The following is a 17455-nucleotide window of genomic DNA, read 5'->3' on the forward strand; positions in this document are numbered from 1 at the left end:
GCTTTCGGGATTGACAACCCCGTCGGCATTCCGTTAGAATAATCAAACAATTGCAGATCGGAATCATGCCCGTGAAGAGCATCCAACTCGGAGGCGTTCCCGTCAAGAGCGGCCCTGTATCGCGTGATACGGCCGCATCCTAAGTTTACCGGCCCCGCCCGTTACCGCGGAACCAAGAGGATGAGCCGCGCCCCGCGCGCCGGTTCATCAAGTTGGGTGGCACCGCGAGCTGACGCTCCTCGTCCCAATTCGGACGAGGGGCGTCTTTGCGTTTTCAACCGACAATCTTGGAGAAAGAGGCGATGGAAAATGGATCGGACGTACAACTTCAATCCGGGACCGGCGGCGCTGCCGCTCGAGGTGCTGGAGCAGGGACAGGACAGCTTCGTGGAGTATGGGGGGCAGGGCATGTCGGTCATGGAGATGTCGCACCGCAGCAAGCCGGTGGAGCGCATGATCGCGGAGACGGAGCGGCTTCTGCTCGAGCTGACCGGTCTGCAGGGAGCGGGCTACCGCGTGCTGTTCATGTCCGGCGGGGCGAGCGCGCAGTTCGCTTTGCTGGCGATGAATCTGTTGGCGGCGGGCAAGGCGGGACATTACGTGCTGTCTGGCAGCTTTTCGGAAAAGGCGTACGAGGAGGCGCTGACGGTCGGCGCTGCGGAGGTGCTGGCGAGCGGCAAGGCGACCGGATGGGCGCGGCTTCCCGGGCTCGACGAAGAAGTCGCGCGCCTGGCGGCAACCGACACCGCTTATGTACATCTGACGACGAACAATACGATCGAAGGCTCGCAGTTTAAGGCGTTTCCGGATACGGGCGGGATCCCGCTGATCGGCGACATGACGAGCGACATCTTGAGCCGGAAGATCGACTGGACGAGGTTCGCGATGTTCTATGCCGGCGCGCAGAAAAACCTGGGACCGGCGGGCGTCACGGCCGTCGTGATCCGCGAGGACCTGCTGGCGGCGTCGGCGGAGGCGAAGATCCCCGCGATTTTCCGATATACGACCTATGCAAGCAATAACTCGCTGTACAATACGCCGCCGGTGCACAGCATTTACATGATGAAGCTGATGCTGGCGTGGACGGCCGGGCAGGGGGGCGTCGCGGCGATGGAGGCGCGGAGCGCGGATAAGGCGGCGCTGCTCTACGAGGCGATCGACGGGAGCGGCGGATTTTACCGCGGTATCGTGGAGACGCCGTACCGTTCGGCGATGAACGCGACATGGCGCTTGCCCGATGAGACGCTGGAGAAGGCGTTCGTGCAGGAGGCGCAGGCTGCCGGCTTCGCGGGACTCGCGGGCCATCGGAGCGTCGGCGGGATCCGGGCATCGATCTATAACGGCGTGCCGGTGGAGGCTTGCCGGGCGCTGGCGGCGTTTATGGACGATTTCCGGAAGCGGCGGGGCTGAAGAAGGGGGCTGGCGAACATGCTGGACATGACGTATATACGCGAACATGCGGAGCTGCTTCAGCATACGGCGGATCGCAAAGGAATCGCGGTATCGATCCGCGAGCTGCTGGAGCTGGACGCGTTGCGCAGAACGCTGCTGCAAGAGGTCGAGCGGCTGCGGGCCGAGCGCAACCGGCGAAGCGAGGAGATCGCGGCGCTCGTCAAGGCGCAGCGGTCGCTGAGCGGGGAGAGCGGGAGGAACGCAGGCGAACCGAATGCGAAGCTCGCGAATGGCGTTTCGATAAGCGAAGCATCGGGGATGACGGCGCACGAAGCGCGGATCGACGATGCGAAAGGTCAGGTGCGGGACGCAAACGCGAAGCTCGCGGAGCACGAGGCGCGGCTGGCGGAAGTCTCAGGCGCGTGGCGGGCGCTGCTTGCGCTCGTGCCGAATCCGGTATCGGCGGACACGCCGGACGGGAGATCGGACGCCGACAATGTCGAGCTGCGCCGGGTCGGCGAGGTGCCCGCATTCGCATTCGAGCCGCTGGATCATGTCCGGCTTGGCGAGCGGCTTGGCCTTCTCGACCTGGCGCGCGGGGTGAAGCTTGCAGGCACGCGCAGTTACGTGCTGAAGGGCATCGGCAGCCGCCTGCACCGCGCGGTGCAGCAGTTGGCCATGGACGTGCTGGAGCGGCGCGGCTTCACGCCGCTCGAGCTGCCGGCGACGATGCGCGGCGAGGCGTTTGAGAACACCGGGTTTTTCCCGACGGGCAAGGATCAGACCTTCGCGCTGGCCGAAGGCGACAAATATTTGATCGGCACGTCGGAGGTCGGTCTGGTGTCGTATTACGCGGGCGAAATTGTGGCATTGGATGAGCCGATCCGTCTTGCGGCAGCAACGCCATGCTTCCGAAGCGAGGTCGGCTCGGCAGGGCGCGACGTACACGGGCTGTACCGGGTGCACCAGTTCGCCAAGGTGGAGCAGGTTGTAGTGTGCCGCGGCGAGGCGGCGGAGTCGGATGCGATGCTGGCGGAGATTACGGCCAACGCGGAGGAAATATTGCGGCTGCTCGAGCTGCCGTACCGCGTCGTGGCGGTGTGCATCGGCGACATGTCGCAGAAGACGCACAAGCAGTACGACATCGAGACGTGGATGCCGAGCCGCGGCGCATACGGGGAGACGCATTCGTCGTCGAACGTGCTGGACTTTCAGGCGCGCCGCGCGGGGATTCGCTACCGGGATGTAGACGGGGCGCTGCGCTACGCGCACACGCTCAACAACACGGCCGTCGCCACGCCGCGCATCCTGATCCCGCTGCTGGAGAACCATCAGCGGGAGGACGGCTCGGTCTACGTGCCGCAGGCGCTGCGGCCTTTCTTGGGCGGCGCGAAGGAGATTCGGACCGACGCTTGACATCGCGCCACAGTTCGCGTAAATTATTTGACAATTCACACTTTTATGATCACAACGGCGAAGATACAAGGAAACGACCGTACACGATCGGCTGCGCAGAGAGGAAGCCCTAGGCTGAGAGGCTTCCCTGACCGAGTGGACGATTCCCGCCTTGCGAGCCGCAGCGAGGAACTTCAAGTATTCGCTGCCGGGGCGCTGCCCCGTTATCCGCGAAGGATCGATCGGCTTGCCGATTCGGTCGAATTAGGGTGGTACCACGAACGTTTTCGTCCCTGACGAAGGCGTTCTTTTTTATTTTCCGGGAGGTGTCGGATCATGTATCAATCCAGTTTGTTTGCCCCGACGATGCGGGAAGTTCCATCGGATGCCGAAGCCGCCAGCCATCGGCTCATGCTGCGCGCCGGGTTCATTCGTCCGGTAGCTTCGGGGGTCTATACGTTTCTTCCGCTCGGGTGGCGCGTACTCCGCAAGATCTCGTCCATCGTGCGCGAGGAGCTGGATCATGCCGGAGCGCAAGAGATGCTGATGTCCGCCTTGCAGCCGGCGGAGTTGTGGCGAACGTCCGGGCGATACGGGGCGTACGGCCCCGAGCTGATTCGATTCAAGGATCGCAGCGATCGTGACTTTGTGCTGGGACCGACGCACGAGGAAGTCGTTACCGCGCTGGTCGCGAGCGAAGTGAATTCCTATCGGCAGCTTCCGATGACGTTATATCAGATCCAGACGAAATTCAGGGACGAGCGGCGCCCGCGGTTTGGACTGCTGCGCGGCAGGGAGTTTCTGATGATGGACGCCTATTCGTTCGGAGCGGATCAAGAAGGACTGGATCACGCGTATCGCGTCATGTACGAAACATACGAGCGGATTTTCGCGCGCTGCGGGTTGGAGGTGCGGGGCGTCGAGGCCGATTCGGGAACGATCGGCGGGGAGGGCGGCTCGCACGAATTCATGGCTTTGGCCGATGTCGGCGAGGATACGATCGCGTTTTGCGCGCATTGCGGATATTCGGCGAATCTGGAAAAAGCGGAGGCCGGAAGGCGGGAGGGCGTGCAGCGAACGTTTCCTGCGAACGATGAGGAGGCTTCGCCGGAGCTCATTCATACGCCTGGCGCGCGAACGATCGATCAGTTAACGGCAACGCTCAAAGTCACGGCCGATGAGACGATCAAGACGCTCCTGTTTGTCGCGGATGGGCAAGTGACGGCTGTCGCGATTCGCGGGGATCACGAGGTGAACGAGATCAAGCTCAAGCGTCTGCTCGGTGCGGACACGCTGGAAATGGCGGATGCCGAGACGATCGCGGCGCTCGCCGTGGCTCCCGCAGGCATTTTGGGTCCGGTCGGATTGGACCTGCCGCTGTGGGTCGACTTTGCCGTGGCGGATATGGCAACAGGCATAACGGGGGCGAACAAGGAGAAATTCCACCTGCGAGGCGTCGTGCCCGGTCGTGATTTTTCGTTGGCGAGGGTAGGCGATCTGCGCGATGTAGAGGCGGACGATCCATGTCCGCGCTGTGCGGAAGGAAGCCTCGACTTGCGTAAAGGGATCGAGATTGGCCACGTTTTTAAATTAGGGACCAAATACAGCCTCCCGCTTCATGCGGAATTTGCGGACGCGAAGGGGGCCTCATCGCCTGTTGTCATGGGCTGCTACGGCATTGGAATCTCCCGCATGATGTCGGCCGTCGCGGAGCAGCATCACGATGAAAGGGGCTTCCGCTGGCCGGCAGCGATCGCGCCTTTTCAAGCGCATATCGTGCCCGTTTCTTGGAAGGATGCCGCGCAGAGAGCGCTCGCGGAAGAGATCCGCCGCATGCTCCAGGACAATGGCGTCGAAACGCTGCTTGACGACCGGGACGAACGCTTGGGCGTCAAGCTGAAGGATGCAGATCTGTTCGGCATCCCGCTTCGCATCGTTGTCGGCAAAAGAGCGGGCGAGGGGATCGTCGAGTATTCGGAGCGTGCGCTTCAGGAAGCTGAGGCGGTCTCCGCGGCGGATGCCGTTGAACGCTGCAAGCAGCGAGCTGCGATGACGTACCGATAGGAAATAGCTGCTGGTACTCGCGTCAGGCTGTCATGTCGGACACAGGATTCTCACGCTCCGCCCGCTCCGCAGCGCTGGCGATCCCGCCAACTAATCCGCTTTAATCAGCCCATCGAGATGGGCAGAGACGATTCGCATCAGCCCGGCAGGATCCAGATGCTCGGCGTAGGTCGTATAGTGGACGACCAGGCCGTCGGCGAGCGCGTGCAGCCGGCGGGCTTCGAGTTCCGGATCGATGCCAGGCCGGGCGAGGCCGCGTTCGCACAGGGCGACGATCATGCGCTTGAAGCCGCGGTACAGCGCCTCGTGAGCCTCCTGGCTGAGCGCGCGGATTGCAGGGTCGGACACCGCCTTGCCCGCGAAGGCCAGCCACACCTCGGCTTCGGCGAGGCGCTCTTCATCCAGCGGCGCAAGCTGCGCCACGATCATCTCGATGTCCGTACGCAGCTGTCCCGTCAGCGGCAGTCTCTCGATCCGCGCGCCGACTCGCCCGATGAGCAGCCGCATCGCATAGGCGAGCAGATCGTGCTGGGCGTCGAAGTAGTGTCGCAGCGCGCCCAGCGTCAAGCCGGCCTCCTCCGCGACCCGCCGTACGGAAGCACTGTCAATACCCTCGCGCCGGATCAGGCGCAAGACGGCTTCGGCGATATGTTCTTTTCGTTTCTCATGGTCGACGATTTTTGGCATGTCCTTATTATAATACGATTGTATTATTAAAAGAAGCTGATATAATCAAACTTAATTAATACAAGTGTATGGTAAAGGGGGATGTTGAGATGATCGGCATCATCATCGGCTGCGAGATCGCGTTCTGGGTGCTCATTCTGGCAGGATTGGCGTGCCGTTATCTTCTTAAATGGAAAAAGACGGGCTCCGCGCTGCTCCTGCTGACCCCGGTCGTCGACGTCGTCCTGCTCGCGGTGACGGTCATCCACCTGAGGCAAGGCGCCGAAGCTACGTTCGTGCATGGGCTATCCGCCGTCTATATAGGCGTTTCGATCGCGTTCGGCCATGCGATGATCCGATGGGCCGACGAACGCTTCGCGCATCGGTTCGCCGGGGGCGCTGCGCCGAAGCCCAAGGCGAGATTCGGACGCGAGCATGCGCGGCAGGAGCGCCTCGGCTGGTTCAAGCATTTGCTGGCTTGGGCGATCGGCTGCCTTTGCCTGGCCGGCATGATCTATCTCGTCGACGACGGGGGCAGCACGGAGCAGCTTGTCCGGGTCATCCGGCTGTGGTCCCTCGTGCTCGGCATCGACTTTTTGATCAGCTTCAGCTATACCCTCTCTCCCAAAAAAGAAAAGCGCCAACCCTGATTCTGACCTTGCACCGGCTCTGACCTTGCACCGGCTCTGACCTTGCACCGGCTCTGACCTTGCACCGGCTCTGGCCTTGCACCGGCTCTGCTCCTGCTCCTGGCCCCATCCCCATCCACATAAGGCAGGCCCCGAACATGTTTTTCCCTGCGCGCTAATAAGATGAGATAACGGCGCATAGGCCGAATCATCGGGCGAAGGGCGGAAGCGGCATGTGGATATGGCTGGCATTCATGGTTCCGGCGTGCGCCGCGGGCTTTGTCCTTTTTCGAAGAAATACGATCCCGCCGGCGTCGTCGCAGCCTTGCGAAACATCCAGGCTATCGGTGGTCATCCCGGCCAGGAACGAAGAAGCGAATCTGCCGCATCTGCTCTCCTCGCTCCGCGTACAGCGCTATCGGCCGTACGAGATTATCGTCGTGGACGACGGTTCGACGGACCGGACAGGCCTGATTGCAAAAGAGTTCGGAGCGACGCTCGTAGAGGGCTTGCCGCTGCCGGAAGGCTGGACGGGCAAAAACTGGGCGGTTTGGAACGGTTATCTGCGGTCGACGGGAGACTTGATCGCATTTCTGGACGCGGACGTGCGGCTCGCGCCGGACGCGCTTGGCGCGCTGGCTGAAGCGAGGTCCCGGACGAAGGGGGTCGTCTCCGTCGTTCCGTACCATTACACGGAAAAGCTATACGAGCGGCTGGCGCTGGTCCCGAACCTGCTCGGCCTGTTCGCGTTCACCTCGCCGTTCGAGCGGACCAATCCGCAGAAGGGGCTGTACGGCTCCTGCATTCTGACGTCGCGCGATGACTACGAGCGGGCGAAAGGACACGAAGGCGTCAAAGCCGAGCTGCTGGACGACTTGACGCTGGGTGCGCGGTTCGCCGAGGCCGGCGTGCCGGTCACGAACTTCATCGGCCGCGGGCTGGTGTCGTTTCGCATGTATCCGGGCGGCATCCGCAGCGAAGTGGAGGGCTTCGGCAAAGGGGCGGTGCAAAGCACCGGCAAGCTCGCCAAGCCGACGGTGCTGCTCGTCGCTTTGTGGCTGGTGGGACTGATCTGTGCCGAGGCCGCGCCGTTCGTCCTTCATACCGCCGGGGCGCCCGTATGGGCGGCCGGCTATTTGCTGTACACGCTGCAGATTTACTATTTCTCCCGCCACACGGGACGATTCGGGCGCTGGCTGCCGGCGCTTCATCCGATCAGCACCGTGTTTTTCTTATATATCATGCTTTACTCGTCGTATCGCGTCCTGTTCGTCGGGCATGTGTCGTGGAAAGGGAGAAAAATTCGCATCGGGGGCGATCCCGAGTGACGCTCCTTCTTTGGTTGGCGGCACTGTTTCTGTGCGGTTCGCTAATGTTCTCTTACTGGCTGGGCCTTGCGGCCCGCAGCAACCTTCGCGAGATCGGCGACGGCAACCCGGGCGCCTTGAATCTATGGCGAGCGGCGGGCTTCGCATACGGCATCGCGGGCATCGCGCTCGACTTCGCCAAAGGCTTCGGGCCCGTCGCCTTCATGCTCGCTTCGGATCGCGTAACGGGCTACGCCGTAGCCGCCGTTTCTTTGATGCCCTTGCTCGGGCATGCCTTTTCGCCTTTCCTCCGGGGACGAGGCGGCAAAGCGATCGCGACCACGTTCGGCGTCTGGTGCGCGCTCTCGTTCGAGGGGGCGCTTGCGTATGCGGTCATCCTCGCGGCACTGCTCGTCGGCGGCCGTATGGCGCGCGCCAAAAAGAAGGCGTCCGCCGAAGCGGACGCCTTCCAGGTCGTGCTGGGGATGCTGCTGCTGTTCGTCTATGCGTTGGCGCGGGCGTTCCCGGTGCCGGTCGCCGTATTTGCGATCGCCAACCTGCTGCTGCTCGCGTTCACGCATCGGTTCGAGCTGCGGCTTTTGACCGCTCGTCGCAGCTCGAACCGGATGCAGCGCTGACGTACGGCTCCAGGCGGCGACACGATACCACATGCGCATCGTGAAGATAGCGGCACCGTGTGCCGCTAATGTTCGCATTGGCAAGCGCATGGCAGAGATAGCAGCTGCCGCAGCACATACGGAGCGTCGCAACGGAAGTGTCTCAGGCGCTCGTCTGCGCCGCGCCCTCGGCGGCATGCACGGGTGGGCGCTGCCTGACGATCGCCAGCATGGCGACCGTCCCGATCAGGAACAGGACGCCGGCCGCCGAGAAGATGATCTCGAGCGGGAAGGATTTCTTGAGCGCGCCTGCCGCGGACATCGAGATGACCATCATGCCGGTAAACATCGGGCTCAGTACGCCGTTGACGCGTCCGATGATGGTGGGCTTGGACCACTTGAGGATCATCGTGCTGATGCCGATATGGATGCAAGGGAACACCAGACCGTTGACGAACTGGACGACCAGCGTCAGCGGCACGCTCGTGGAGTAGCCGACGATCACGGTGCATACCGCGCCGAAGAACATGCCCGTAGCGAGCAGCGCTTGCGGCGGCACCTTCTGCGCGAACGCGGCCACGAGTCCGCCGCCGATGAGCATGGCGCCGCCGCTGACCATAAGCATGTATTGGAGAAAGTCCTCCGGCTTGCCGAGCCGTTCGGTGACGACGAACAGGTTGAGCGCCTGGGCGATGCCGACGGCGAGCCCAGCTATAATGAAGGCCAGTCCGAGCATGCGGAGCACGGGGCTCTGCCAAACGTAGCTGAAGCCTTCGACGAACTCACGGCGGAAATGGCTCTGCGCGGCATTGCGCTCCTGCGGCAGGTCGGCGGGCAGCCGGACGAGCACGATCGCGGACAGCAGGAACGCGACGCCCATTACCGCGACCGAGGTCTCCAGTCCGAAGCTGCTGTAAGCGAACGTGCCGAGCATCGGACCGAGCACCATGAAGATGGCCATCAGCGACTGGAAGATCGCCATGCCCTGCTGCATCTGAGCTTCCGGCACGTGCTGCTTGAACAGGCGCATCCCGGAAGGCTGGGAGAACTGGGATAGGATGGCGGATATGAAGGTCACGAGGTAGACGGAATGCCACGACCCGAAGTGAATGCTGAGCAGTACGATAAATACCGAGACCGCGGACAGCAGGTCGCACCAGACCATCGTGCGCTTGGGCCGCCAGCGGTCGGCGAAGGTGCCGCCGATAAACGAAAAGACGAAGATCGGGGCGAACTCGGCCACGCTGATCAGCGAGATGGCGTAGGGATCGTTGTCCGTCTTGGCCGCGACGTACAGCAGGATCGCGAAGTTGCGGACCCAGATGCCGACTTGCAGCAGGACGTTGGACAACAGGATGGTTTGCAGGAAGCGGCTCGACAGCAGGCTGGGCGGCTTTCCCGTTGCGGCATGGGATGCCGAATTCATAGATTCATACACTCCTTAATCTTGGCGGCGTTCATAGCGATCCGGCCGGTTTTCATTAAGTAAACGCTTCACCGGCTCGCTTTGTTGCTCGATTCTACCATAGCACACGAATGCTGCGAACATTTCTTTTGGATTGCTCTATTTTTCGCTTTCGGCAGGCAACGCTCCCTTCATTTCCGGCTCCGGTCTGACGACATACAGGTTATATTCTCTCACACAAGGAGCCATGCCCCGATGCCGACGATGCTGGAGCACGTACTAGCCGCCATCCCCGTTTACAAGCAAAGCTACACCGACGAACCCGTCGTCATCGTGATCGATCGGACCCAAGTTCTTCATTTCGAAAAAGCTTCGTTCTATCCGTCCGGCATCCCGGCCGGCACGCCGGTGTCGTCGCTGCAGGGAACGGTCATCGCCAAGGCGCTCGAGCGGGGCGAACGGATCGTGGAGGAACGGGACGCTTCACGGTTCGGCACCGCCTACATGTCGGTAGCCAGTCCGATCCGGGAGGACGGGGAAGTCGTCGGGGCAATCGGCTTCATCGTTCCGAACACGCGGCTCGACTCGCTGCGCGCTGGCGCGGCCGACCTGTCGGGCGTGATCGAGGAGATGTCGGCGACAGGGCAGGATATAACGGCGGCCGGCGCGCACATCGCGGCGCGGCTGCAGGAGCAGGCGTCGGAGTCAGCGCAGCTGCTCGAGCGGCTGAAGAAGGCGGGATCCGTGCTCGCCTCGGTGAAGGAGATCGCGGAGCAGAGCCAGCTGCTCGGCCTGAACGCGGCCATCGAAGCGGCGCGTGCCGGCGAGCAGGGGCTCGGCTTCGGCGTCGTCGCGACGGAGATCCGCAAGCTGGGCGAATACAGCAAGGCGGCGGTGTCGCAGATCACCGAGCTGTTCAGGTCGATGGAGGATAGCATCCGCGCGATGGACCGCACGGTCGGGGAGATTGCGAAGGAATCCAAGAGCTCCTCGGCGGGCATGGACGAGTTCAGCAGAGCCTTCGCGCATATCGCGGAAGTCGCCGGGCAGCTGTCGGACGCGGCCAACTACGGCAAGTAAAGGAAGGGAGCCTTCGCGGTCCGGACGGACTGCGGATAGCCGACCAGCTCCATAAAGCCATAACCTGCGATCCGTCCCGGTGCCCCGTCGCCGTTCCGCTCGTCGCCTTCGAAGGAGACGACGCCTTCCCAGATCGCCCGCAGCGGTCCGAGCACGGGCATTTCCTGGCGGTCCATGAGCGGCGCGACGCGGCCCGTCATGCCGTAGTCGGGCAGCGAGATCGCCCAGGCTACGGGATAATCGGCGCCCGTGTCCTCGCTTTTCCAATGCCTTAAGGGCCTCAGATGCACCCGGACAGACGGCGTCGTCGAGCCGTCCCGGCCGATGAGCCGCGCTTCGACGCGAGTATTGGCCGGCGCTTCGCCCCCGGTTGCCGCACTCGCGCCGGCCGGACGCAGCTGACTTACGAGCAGCTCGCGGCCGTCGTCCAATTGCAGGCCGAACCAGTCCCATCCCTCTCCCGTCAGCAGTCCGTAGCTGCGCCCCCATTGATGATCGAACCAGCCTTCGCCGCGCAGCGTTTCCGCGCGACCTTCTTCATACAGCTCTCCGTGCACCCGGCTGCGCGTTTGGGAGTAATAGCGCAAGCCGTTGAGTCCGCCCGTCTCGTCGATGACGGACAGGGGCTTGCTCGGCGCGAAGTTCAAACGCAGGCGAGCCGTATCGGTATCCAGCCGCAGTTCAAAGCCGGGACTGCCATCATCCGCGAACGTCATTCGGTTGGGTCCGTAGGCGAGCCTGGTCGGACGTGCGTTGACGGACGAAGACGGCATGTAGCGATGAGGCCGCGGCAGGGCGTTCGTGAGCAGCCGGCGGTAGATGTCCCAGGTATGTCCGTCGGTCGGATGCGCCAGCAAGTAAGCGGGCAAGTATACGCCGGCCATCTGTACCGCGAGCGACCGGTCGAGCTCGGAGCCGCTATCGTATCGCTCCCTGTCCAACCGGACGATCGAGTGGATGATATAATGTCCCTTGGGAACCGCCCATTCTCCGACGCGGAAAAAGGAGGCCATGACGGCGTAGCGCCCGCCCCTGCTCCCGGTCAGCAAGGCGTAGCAGTACCACCATTCCACGTTGGACAAAGGATGGGCGCTTGCGTCCCCGGGCAAGGCGATGAGGCCGGAGCGGCTGATCATGATCGCACCCGCTTTGCTTTTTAACCAACGTATGTGGGCGCTTGGGCCGGGGTGAATGACGATGCGGCGACCGGTATGCCGTGTATGGGGAATGGCGGGCGGTGGTATTATTTCGCCGGTGCGATTTATAATCAAGCTAAAGCGCTATACTTGGATACAGGATTCGCGTCCGGTCCGGGATCATTCATGGATAAAAGGCGGGATAAGATGGTTTACGCGTTTGTCATTGAGCCGGCGAGCTATATTGCGTTCGCGGACGAAGCGGAGCAGCTCGACAAGCTGAAGGAATGGGATCTGGTCTCCGAGAAGGCGACCAAGGCCAAGACGTTCTACTACAAGGGCAACGGACTGAAGGAAGCCTGCGGCATCGTCGGTTACGTCGATCATATGACCGCCGTTATTGAGCTTCCGAACAAGCAGAAGCACTGCATTCACCCCTCGTATTTGAAAGAAATGCAAGCGGCGAACTTCGGCCAGCGCTATGCGAGCGTCGCGGAGTCGGAGGAAGCGGGAGCCGAGCGCGAGGAGACGGGGGCTGAACCGCCTGCTGTCACGGCGAGCCCTGCGGCGGAGGTTCGTCCGGGCGAGGCGGCTCCGGCGGCAGAGGACGATCGTTCGGCGGCGGACGCGTTCGCTTCGTTCGTAGCATCGGGGGATGAGGCACCTGCGGCTTCCGCGGCGCCGGCCAAGGCGAAGGCCGGGGCGGCGCGGTCGAAGAAAGTGCAGCTTCCCGAGGAAAAGATCAAGCTGACGGCGACCGTCAAGGAATTCACGACCGTACCCAATCACTTTGCGGACAATGACGACGAGGTTATCATCTACGAGTCGGTCGCGATCGCCGACACGGAGACGGAGCTGGGCGAGGCATGGTCGAGCCATAGCGCCACGCTGAAGAAGCTTGAGCTCGAGGTGGGAGACAAGCTTACTTTCGAGGCGAAGGTCGTCGCCAAGAAGCTGGCGAAGCACCCGATTCCTTACAAAATCAACAATCCGGCCAAGATTGCGAAGGTATAAAAGGTAGTTGCCGGACCACATCGCGTCGCCATCCGTCCGAATCTGCACCGGAATTGTCGGACCTCACCGCGCCGGTCTTGCTAAGCTTGAAGGCGAAGGGAGGTCGTGCCGCATGAACGGACTTGACCGGTTAAACGACGGGCTGGCGTATCTGGAGGCGCATCTCGCGGACGAAGCGGCACCTGATATCGGGGAAGCTGCGCGGCGGGCTTGCTGCGGCGAGCATCATTTTCGGCGCATGTTCGCATCGCTCGCGGGCGTGACGCTGACGGAGTACGTGAGGCGCAGACGCCTGACTTTGGCGGCCTTTGAACTGATCGGCAGCGAGGCCAGGATCATCGATATCGCCGTGAAGTACGGCTATGGCACGGCGGATTCGTTCGCCCGCGCCTTTCAGGCGATGCACGGTCTGGCGCCCTCCGAGGCGCGCCGGCTCGGCCGGCCGCTCAAGGCTTATCCGCGCATGACCTTCCGACTGACGATCGAGGGAGGCGACGAGATGAAGTATCGTTTGGTGGAAAAGGAAGCGTTTCGCATCGTCGGCATGATGAAGCGGGTGCCCCTGATTTACGAGGGCGTTAACCCGCACATCGCCGAGCTTTGGAGCCGTCTGACGCCGGATTTGATCGCGGAGCTGAAGGCGCTGTCCGATGTCGAGCCGGCGGGGTTGATCAGCGCTTCGGCGAACTTTTCGGAGGGCAGGAAGGACGGCGGCGAGGTCGACCAGTACATCGGCGCTGCGACGGCGCAGGCATGTCCGGCGCACCTGACCGCGCTGGAGGTCGCCGCTTCGGAATGGGCCGTATTCGAGGCGGTCGGCGCGTTTCCGTCCGCGCTGCAGTCCGTCTGGAGCCGCATCTACGCCGAATGGTTTCCGTCCTCGAGCTACGAGCTGGCGCCGGGCCCCGAGCTGCTGTGGAACGAGGGCCAGGACACGAGCAAGCCGGACTATCGGAGCGAGATCTGGATTCCGGTGCGAAGACGGTTATAGTTATGCGCAAAGGAGTCTCCCGAACCACGGGTAGCGGGGCGGGAGACTTTTTGTGCTGCGCGGAGGTTGCGTGCGGTGCCGCGGGGCAGGTTGCTGCAAGCGATGAAAGCAACGCTACAGCGGCGAGCGGGCGAAAAGTAGGTGCTGCAAGCAAGAAAAGCAACGCTACAAAGACGGCGGCCGTCTGTAAGCGACGAAAGCGCGGTTATCGCGGCGAAATGTGGGGCGGGTCTGCTGCAAAGCGAGAAGGGCAACGTTACATAAACAGCGACCGACAGCAAGCGCAAAAATTGCGGCTGCAGCGGTGCGCGTAGTCCGATGTTTCGCAAATCATTTTCAAGCCATATTAAGAAAACAAACATGGACTCCTAAGTATACGCATTGTATGCGATTACACCTCCGAGCATAATGAGGCTATACCAAGTCAAGGGGGATTTGAACATGATTACGACCGGCAAAAAAGTGGCTGGCACCGCGATGGCGGGCTTCCTCGCCGTCAGCCTGGCAGCCTGCGGTTCTTCTAATAACGGCAACAACGGCGGCGACGCGGCGGCCTCCCCATCGGCTTCGGCCTCCACGTCCGCCTCGGCCTCGGCCAGCGCGCCTGCCTCCTCCAGCGCCGCCAGCGGCGAAAAAGTAACGATTACCTTCCAGAACATTTATCCGGACCCGACCGATCCGAAGTACAACATGCTGCACAAGATCGTGAAGCAGTACGAGACCGACCATCCGAACGTCCATATCGAGCTCGACTCGCTGAACACCGACCAGCAGAAGCAGAAGCTGAAGACGCAAGCCGCTTCCAACGAAGTGCCGGACATCACGATCGTCAACCCGTCCGCGCAGATGAAGCCTTACGTCGACGCCGGCCTGTTCGCGCCGCTCAACGAGATGGTCGAGCAAAACGGCCTGAAGGACACGTTCCAATCCGGCATCCTGGACTATTACACCTTTGACGGCAACCTTTACGCGCTGCCCGACGGCAACAACATCGCGCTGCTCTACTATAATAAGGCGCTGTTCAAGCAAGCCGGCATCGACGCGCCGCCGACGACGTTCGAAGATCTCGTCGCCGACGTGAAGAAGCTGAAGGAAAAAGGCATCCAGCCGATGGCGATCGGCGAGAAGGACACCTGGACCGGTTCGTTCCTGTTCATGAACGTGCTGCTTCGCACGAACGGCGGCCCTGGCTTCCTGCAAGACATCGTCGACGGCAAGAAGACGTTCGAAGATCCGGCATTCACGGGCGCGGTCGACGCGTTCGAGCAGCTCGTGCAAGCGGGCGCCTTCCAGGAAGGCGCGACGAGCTTCGATTACAACGCCGGCGAGAACCTGTTCAAGACGGGCAAAGCCGCCATGTACTTCATGGGCAGCTGGGCGACCGGCGGCATCGAGGTGTCCGACGCGAACAAAGACGGCAACGTAGGCGTGTTCAAGTTCCCGACGGTCGGCGGCAAGGGCGATCCGAACCAGTTCATGCTGGCCCCGGGCAGCGCGTTCGCGGTATCCAAGAACAGCAAGCACCTGCCGGAGACGCTCGACTTCCTGAACTACTTCATGCTGAACTATCCGAAGGAAGCGTTCGCGGTCAAGGGCGCCGTCGGCGTCGCGCAAAAGGTGGACGGCGACTACAAGGCGGCCGGCTACTCCGACATGGCGATGGAAGTGCTCGCGATGTTCAAGGACGTCCAGGGCGGAGACATCTCCTTCGACAACACGATGAACCCGGCCACGTCCCAAGCCCATCTGTCCAGCATTCAAAACCTGTTCGTTGCGAAAAAGGATGCCGCGGCGGTCGCCAAGGAGCACCAGCAGGCTTACGAAGACAACAAAGAATAATCGGCCTTGAACGTACGGTACGGAGGGGGACGCCAGACTCGGCGCGCCGCCCTCCGTATCCTTATCGCCACAGCCGCTGAAGGAGGCGTCAGCCTTGAATGTACTGAAGGTATCCCGCTGGACGATCGCGGCGTTCGTGCTGCCCTGTCTGCTGCTATACGTCGGCCTCGTATTCGCGCCGATTATCGTGTCCTTCTACAACGCCACCCTCAACTGGAACGGCATCGGCGTCGCCAAGCACGTCGGTCTCGACAACTTCCACCGCATGTTCACGAACGATTCGGTGTTCTGGCCGTCCGTCAGGCGGACGTTCATGCTGGCCGGCTTCTCCATGCTGGTGCAGTTGCCGCTCGCGCTGTTCGTCGCCATCCTGATCAGCCGCTTCGTCCGCAGGCCTAATTTTCTCGTATCGAGCTATTTTATGCCCGTCATTTTGTCCGTCGCCGTCATCGGCCAGCTGTGGAAAACCATCTACAATCCTGCTTCGCAGGGCGGCATGATCAATCAGATTCTCATCAAGCTGGGACTCGGTTCCTGGACGCACGCCTGGCTGTCGGAGCCGAAGGTGGCGATTTACGCCATTATCGTGATTGGGCTGTGGCAGTATCTGGGGTACCACATTCTCATTCAGTTCACCGGGATACAGAACATTCCGGCCGATATCTACGAAGCCGCCAAGATCGACGGGGCCGAGGGCTTCAAGGCCGACCGATATATTACGCTGCCGATGATCGTGCCGATCTTTAAAATCTCCGTCGTGCTCTCGTTCATCGGCTCGCTGCAGTCGTTCGACCTCATCATGGTCACGACGGCCGGCGGACCGGCGCATGCGACGGACGTGCTGGCGAGCCACATGTACAACATCTCGATTCTGTCGCAAAAGTACGGCTACGGCAGCGCCATCGCCTGCTTCCTCGTCGTCGTGTGCCTGGCTGCAACGGTCATCATCAACCTGCTCTTCAATCGCATTGAGAAGCGCTACAACTAATGCCGACAATGCCGCGAAAATAGGAAAGGGGGCGCAACCCCATGAGCCCATCCGCCAGCATCGCCGTCCGGGAGCCCGCCGTTCAGACCCGCAAGCGCGGGTTTTCCGTGAAAAAGACGATTGTGTTCGGCTTTTTCGGCGTCCTGCTCGTCACGCAACTCTACCCGCTGCTGTGGCTGCTCATCTATTCGGTCAAGACCAACGAAGAGATTCTGTCGGGCAGCTTCTTCGCCCTGCCGGCTTCCTTACAATGGAGCAACTACTCAAACGCGCTCGCGGGCGGCCGCTATTGGCACTACCTGCTGAATAGCGTAATCGTGACTTCCATTACGATGGCATGCGTCATCCTGCTCGCGTCGCTGGCGGCGTTCGCGATCACGCGTTTCCGCTGGAAATACGGCAACGTCGTCATGCTGATCTTCCTGATGGGCCTGATGATTCCGCTGCAAAGCACGCTGCTGCCGCTCATGCTGATTTTCAAAAACATCCACGTCCTGAACACGCGCTGGGCGATGATCCTGCCCTATATCGCGTTCCAGATTCCGATCGCCGTCTTCATCATGAGCGGCTTTCTGCGCACGATTCCACACGAGATCGAGGAGTCGGCTATCATGGACGGGGCGAACGTACTGCGTATTTTCCGCAGCATCATTCTGCCCGTATCGGTGCCGCCGATCATGACCGTATGCATCCTGACGTTCATCAACGTGTGGAACGAGTATATTCTCGCCGCCACGTTCATCTCCAAAGAAGCGCTGAAGACGCTGCCGTTCGGCGTGTACAGCTTCGTCAGCCAGTATTCGGTCAACTACGGGGCGATCGGCGCGTTTCTCGTGCTGGGGGCGCTGCCCGTCATTCTCGTCTACTTCCTGCTGGCCGAGAAAATAACGAAAGGCATGGTAGCGGGCGCGGTTAAGGGATAAGATGAGGGA

15 protein-coding genes are annotated in these 17455 nt (G+C 61.7%); 12 read left to right on the forward strand and 3 right to left on the reverse strand.

All coding sequences use genetic code 11. From position 1 onward, the window contains the following. Positions 1–309: 309 nt before the first annotated feature. From serC to ACFSR7_RS13310, 3 genes are all read left to right on the forward strand, one after another. Positions 310–1410: a 3-phosphoserine/phosphohydroxythreonine transaminase gene (gene serC / locus ACFSR7_RS13300; RefSeq protein ID WP_378162227.1), complete on the forward strand. Its 1101-nt coding sequence runs from the start codon at positions 310–312 to the stop codon at positions 1408–1410. A gap of 18 nt (positions 1411–1428) precedes the next feature. Beyond that, positions 1429–2808, forward strand: a complete 1380-nt coding sequence (serS, locus tag ACFSR7_RS13305; RefSeq protein ID WP_378162229.1) for a serine--tRNA ligase — start codon at positions 1429–1431, stop codon at positions 2806–2808. Between the two features lie 315 nt (positions 2809–3123). Continuing rightward, complete coding sequence (locus ACFSR7_RS13310; RefSeq protein ID WP_378162231.1) at positions 3124–4851, forward strand: proline--tRNA ligase; 1728 nt, start codon at positions 3124–3126, stop codon at positions 4849–4851. 90 nt (positions 4852–4941) lie between these two features. Here ACFSR7_RS13310 and ACFSR7_RS13315 read toward each other — a convergent pair whose 3' ends face one another. Continuing rightward, on the reverse strand, positions 4942–5538 hold the full coding sequence (locus ACFSR7_RS13315; RefSeq protein WP_378162233.1) for a TetR/AcrR family transcriptional regulator: 597 nt from the start codon (positions 5536–5538) through the stop codon (positions 4942–4944). A gap of 89 nt (positions 5539–5627) precedes the next feature. Between ACFSR7_RS13315 and ACFSR7_RS13320 the strand changes: the two genes are divergently transcribed. The 3 genes from ACFSR7_RS13320 to ACFSR7_RS13330 all read left to right on the forward strand — a co-directional run bounded on the left by ACFSR7_RS13320 (position 5628) and on the right by ACFSR7_RS13330 (position 8091). Beyond that, complete coding sequence (locus tag ACFSR7_RS13320) at positions 5628–6167, forward strand: hypothetical protein (protein ID WP_378162235.1); 540 nt, start codon at positions 5628–5630, stop codon at positions 6165–6167. A 212-nt stretch (positions 6168–6379) separates the two neighbouring features. Further along, entirely contained in the window at positions 6380–7474 is a 1095-nt protein-coding gene (locus ACFSR7_RS13325) for a glycosyltransferase family 2 protein (protein WP_378162237.1), read from the forward strand. Then, positions 7471–8091: a glycerol-3-phosphate acyltransferase gene (locus tag ACFSR7_RS13330; protein ID WP_378162239.1), complete on the forward strand. Its 621-nt coding sequence runs from the start codon at positions 7471–7473 to the stop codon at positions 8089–8091. Before ACFSR7_RS13325 ends, ACFSR7_RS13330 begins: the two co-directional genes overlap by 4 nt. 142 nt (positions 8092–8233) lie before the next feature. Here the strand turns inward: ACFSR7_RS13330 and ACFSR7_RS13335 are convergent, their stop codons facing one another. Then, on the reverse strand, positions 8234–9496 hold the full coding sequence (locus ACFSR7_RS13335) for an MFS transporter (protein WP_378162241.1): 1263 nt from the start codon (positions 9494–9496) through the stop codon (positions 8234–8236). A gap of 234 nt (positions 9497–9730) precedes the next feature. Here ACFSR7_RS13335 and ACFSR7_RS13340 point away from each other — a divergent pair, with 234 nt between their 5' ends. Then, positions 9731–10555: a methyl-accepting chemotaxis protein gene (locus ACFSR7_RS13340; protein WP_378162243.1), complete on the forward strand. Its 825-nt coding sequence runs from the start codon at positions 9731–9733 to the stop codon at positions 10553–10555. Here the strand turns inward: ACFSR7_RS13340 and ACFSR7_RS13345 are convergent. Continuing rightward, positions 10543–11691, reverse strand: coding sequence for a lipocalin family protein (locus ACFSR7_RS13345; protein ID WP_378162245.1), 1149 nt, complete (start codon positions 11689–11691; stop codon positions 10543–10545). The genes ACFSR7_RS13340 and ACFSR7_RS13345 overlap by 13 nt on opposite strands. A 207-nt stretch (positions 11692–11898) precedes the next feature. On the opposite strand from ACFSR7_RS13345, the gene ACFSR7_RS13350 reads away from it, so the two are divergent. From ACFSR7_RS13350 to ACFSR7_RS13370, 5 genes are all read left to right on the forward strand, one after another. Beyond that, positions 11899–12705, forward strand: coding sequence for a hypothetical protein (locus tag ACFSR7_RS13350; RefSeq protein ID WP_378162247.1), 807 nt, complete (start codon positions 11899–11901; stop codon positions 12703–12705). Positions 12706–12817: 112 nt separating this feature from the next. Beyond that, positions 12818–13696 carry an AraC family transcriptional regulator gene (locus ACFSR7_RS13355; protein ID WP_378162249.1) on the forward strand — a complete coding sequence of 293 codons (879 nt, stop codon included), beginning with the start codon at positions 12818–12820 and terminating at the stop codon, positions 13694–13696. Between the two features lie 441 nt (positions 13697–14137). Then, the gene (locus ACFSR7_RS13360) at positions 14138–15535 is read left to right on the forward strand and encodes an extracellular solute-binding protein (RefSeq protein ID WP_378162251.1); all 1398 of its coding nucleotides are present in this window, start codon (positions 14138–14140) and stop codon (positions 15533–15535) included. A gap of 94 nt (positions 15536–15629) precedes the next feature. Next, a complete protein-coding gene (locus ACFSR7_RS13365; protein ID WP_378162254.1) occupies positions 15630–16523 on the forward strand; it encodes a carbohydrate ABC transporter permease in 894 nt (297 codons plus the stop codon). 41 nt (positions 16524–16564) lie between these two features. Beyond that, the gene (locus ACFSR7_RS13370; RefSeq protein WP_378162256.1) at positions 16565–17446 is read left to right on the forward strand and encodes a carbohydrate ABC transporter permease; all 882 of its coding nucleotides are present in this window, start codon (positions 16565–16567) and stop codon (positions 17444–17446) included. The last annotated feature ends 9 nt before the right edge of the window (positions 17447–17455 follow it).

The sequence above is a fragment of the Cohnella sp. GCM10020058 genome (genome assembly GCF_042683485.1).
Classification (GTDB): domain Bacteria; phylum Bacillota; class Bacilli; order Paenibacillales; family Paenibacillaceae; genus Cohnella.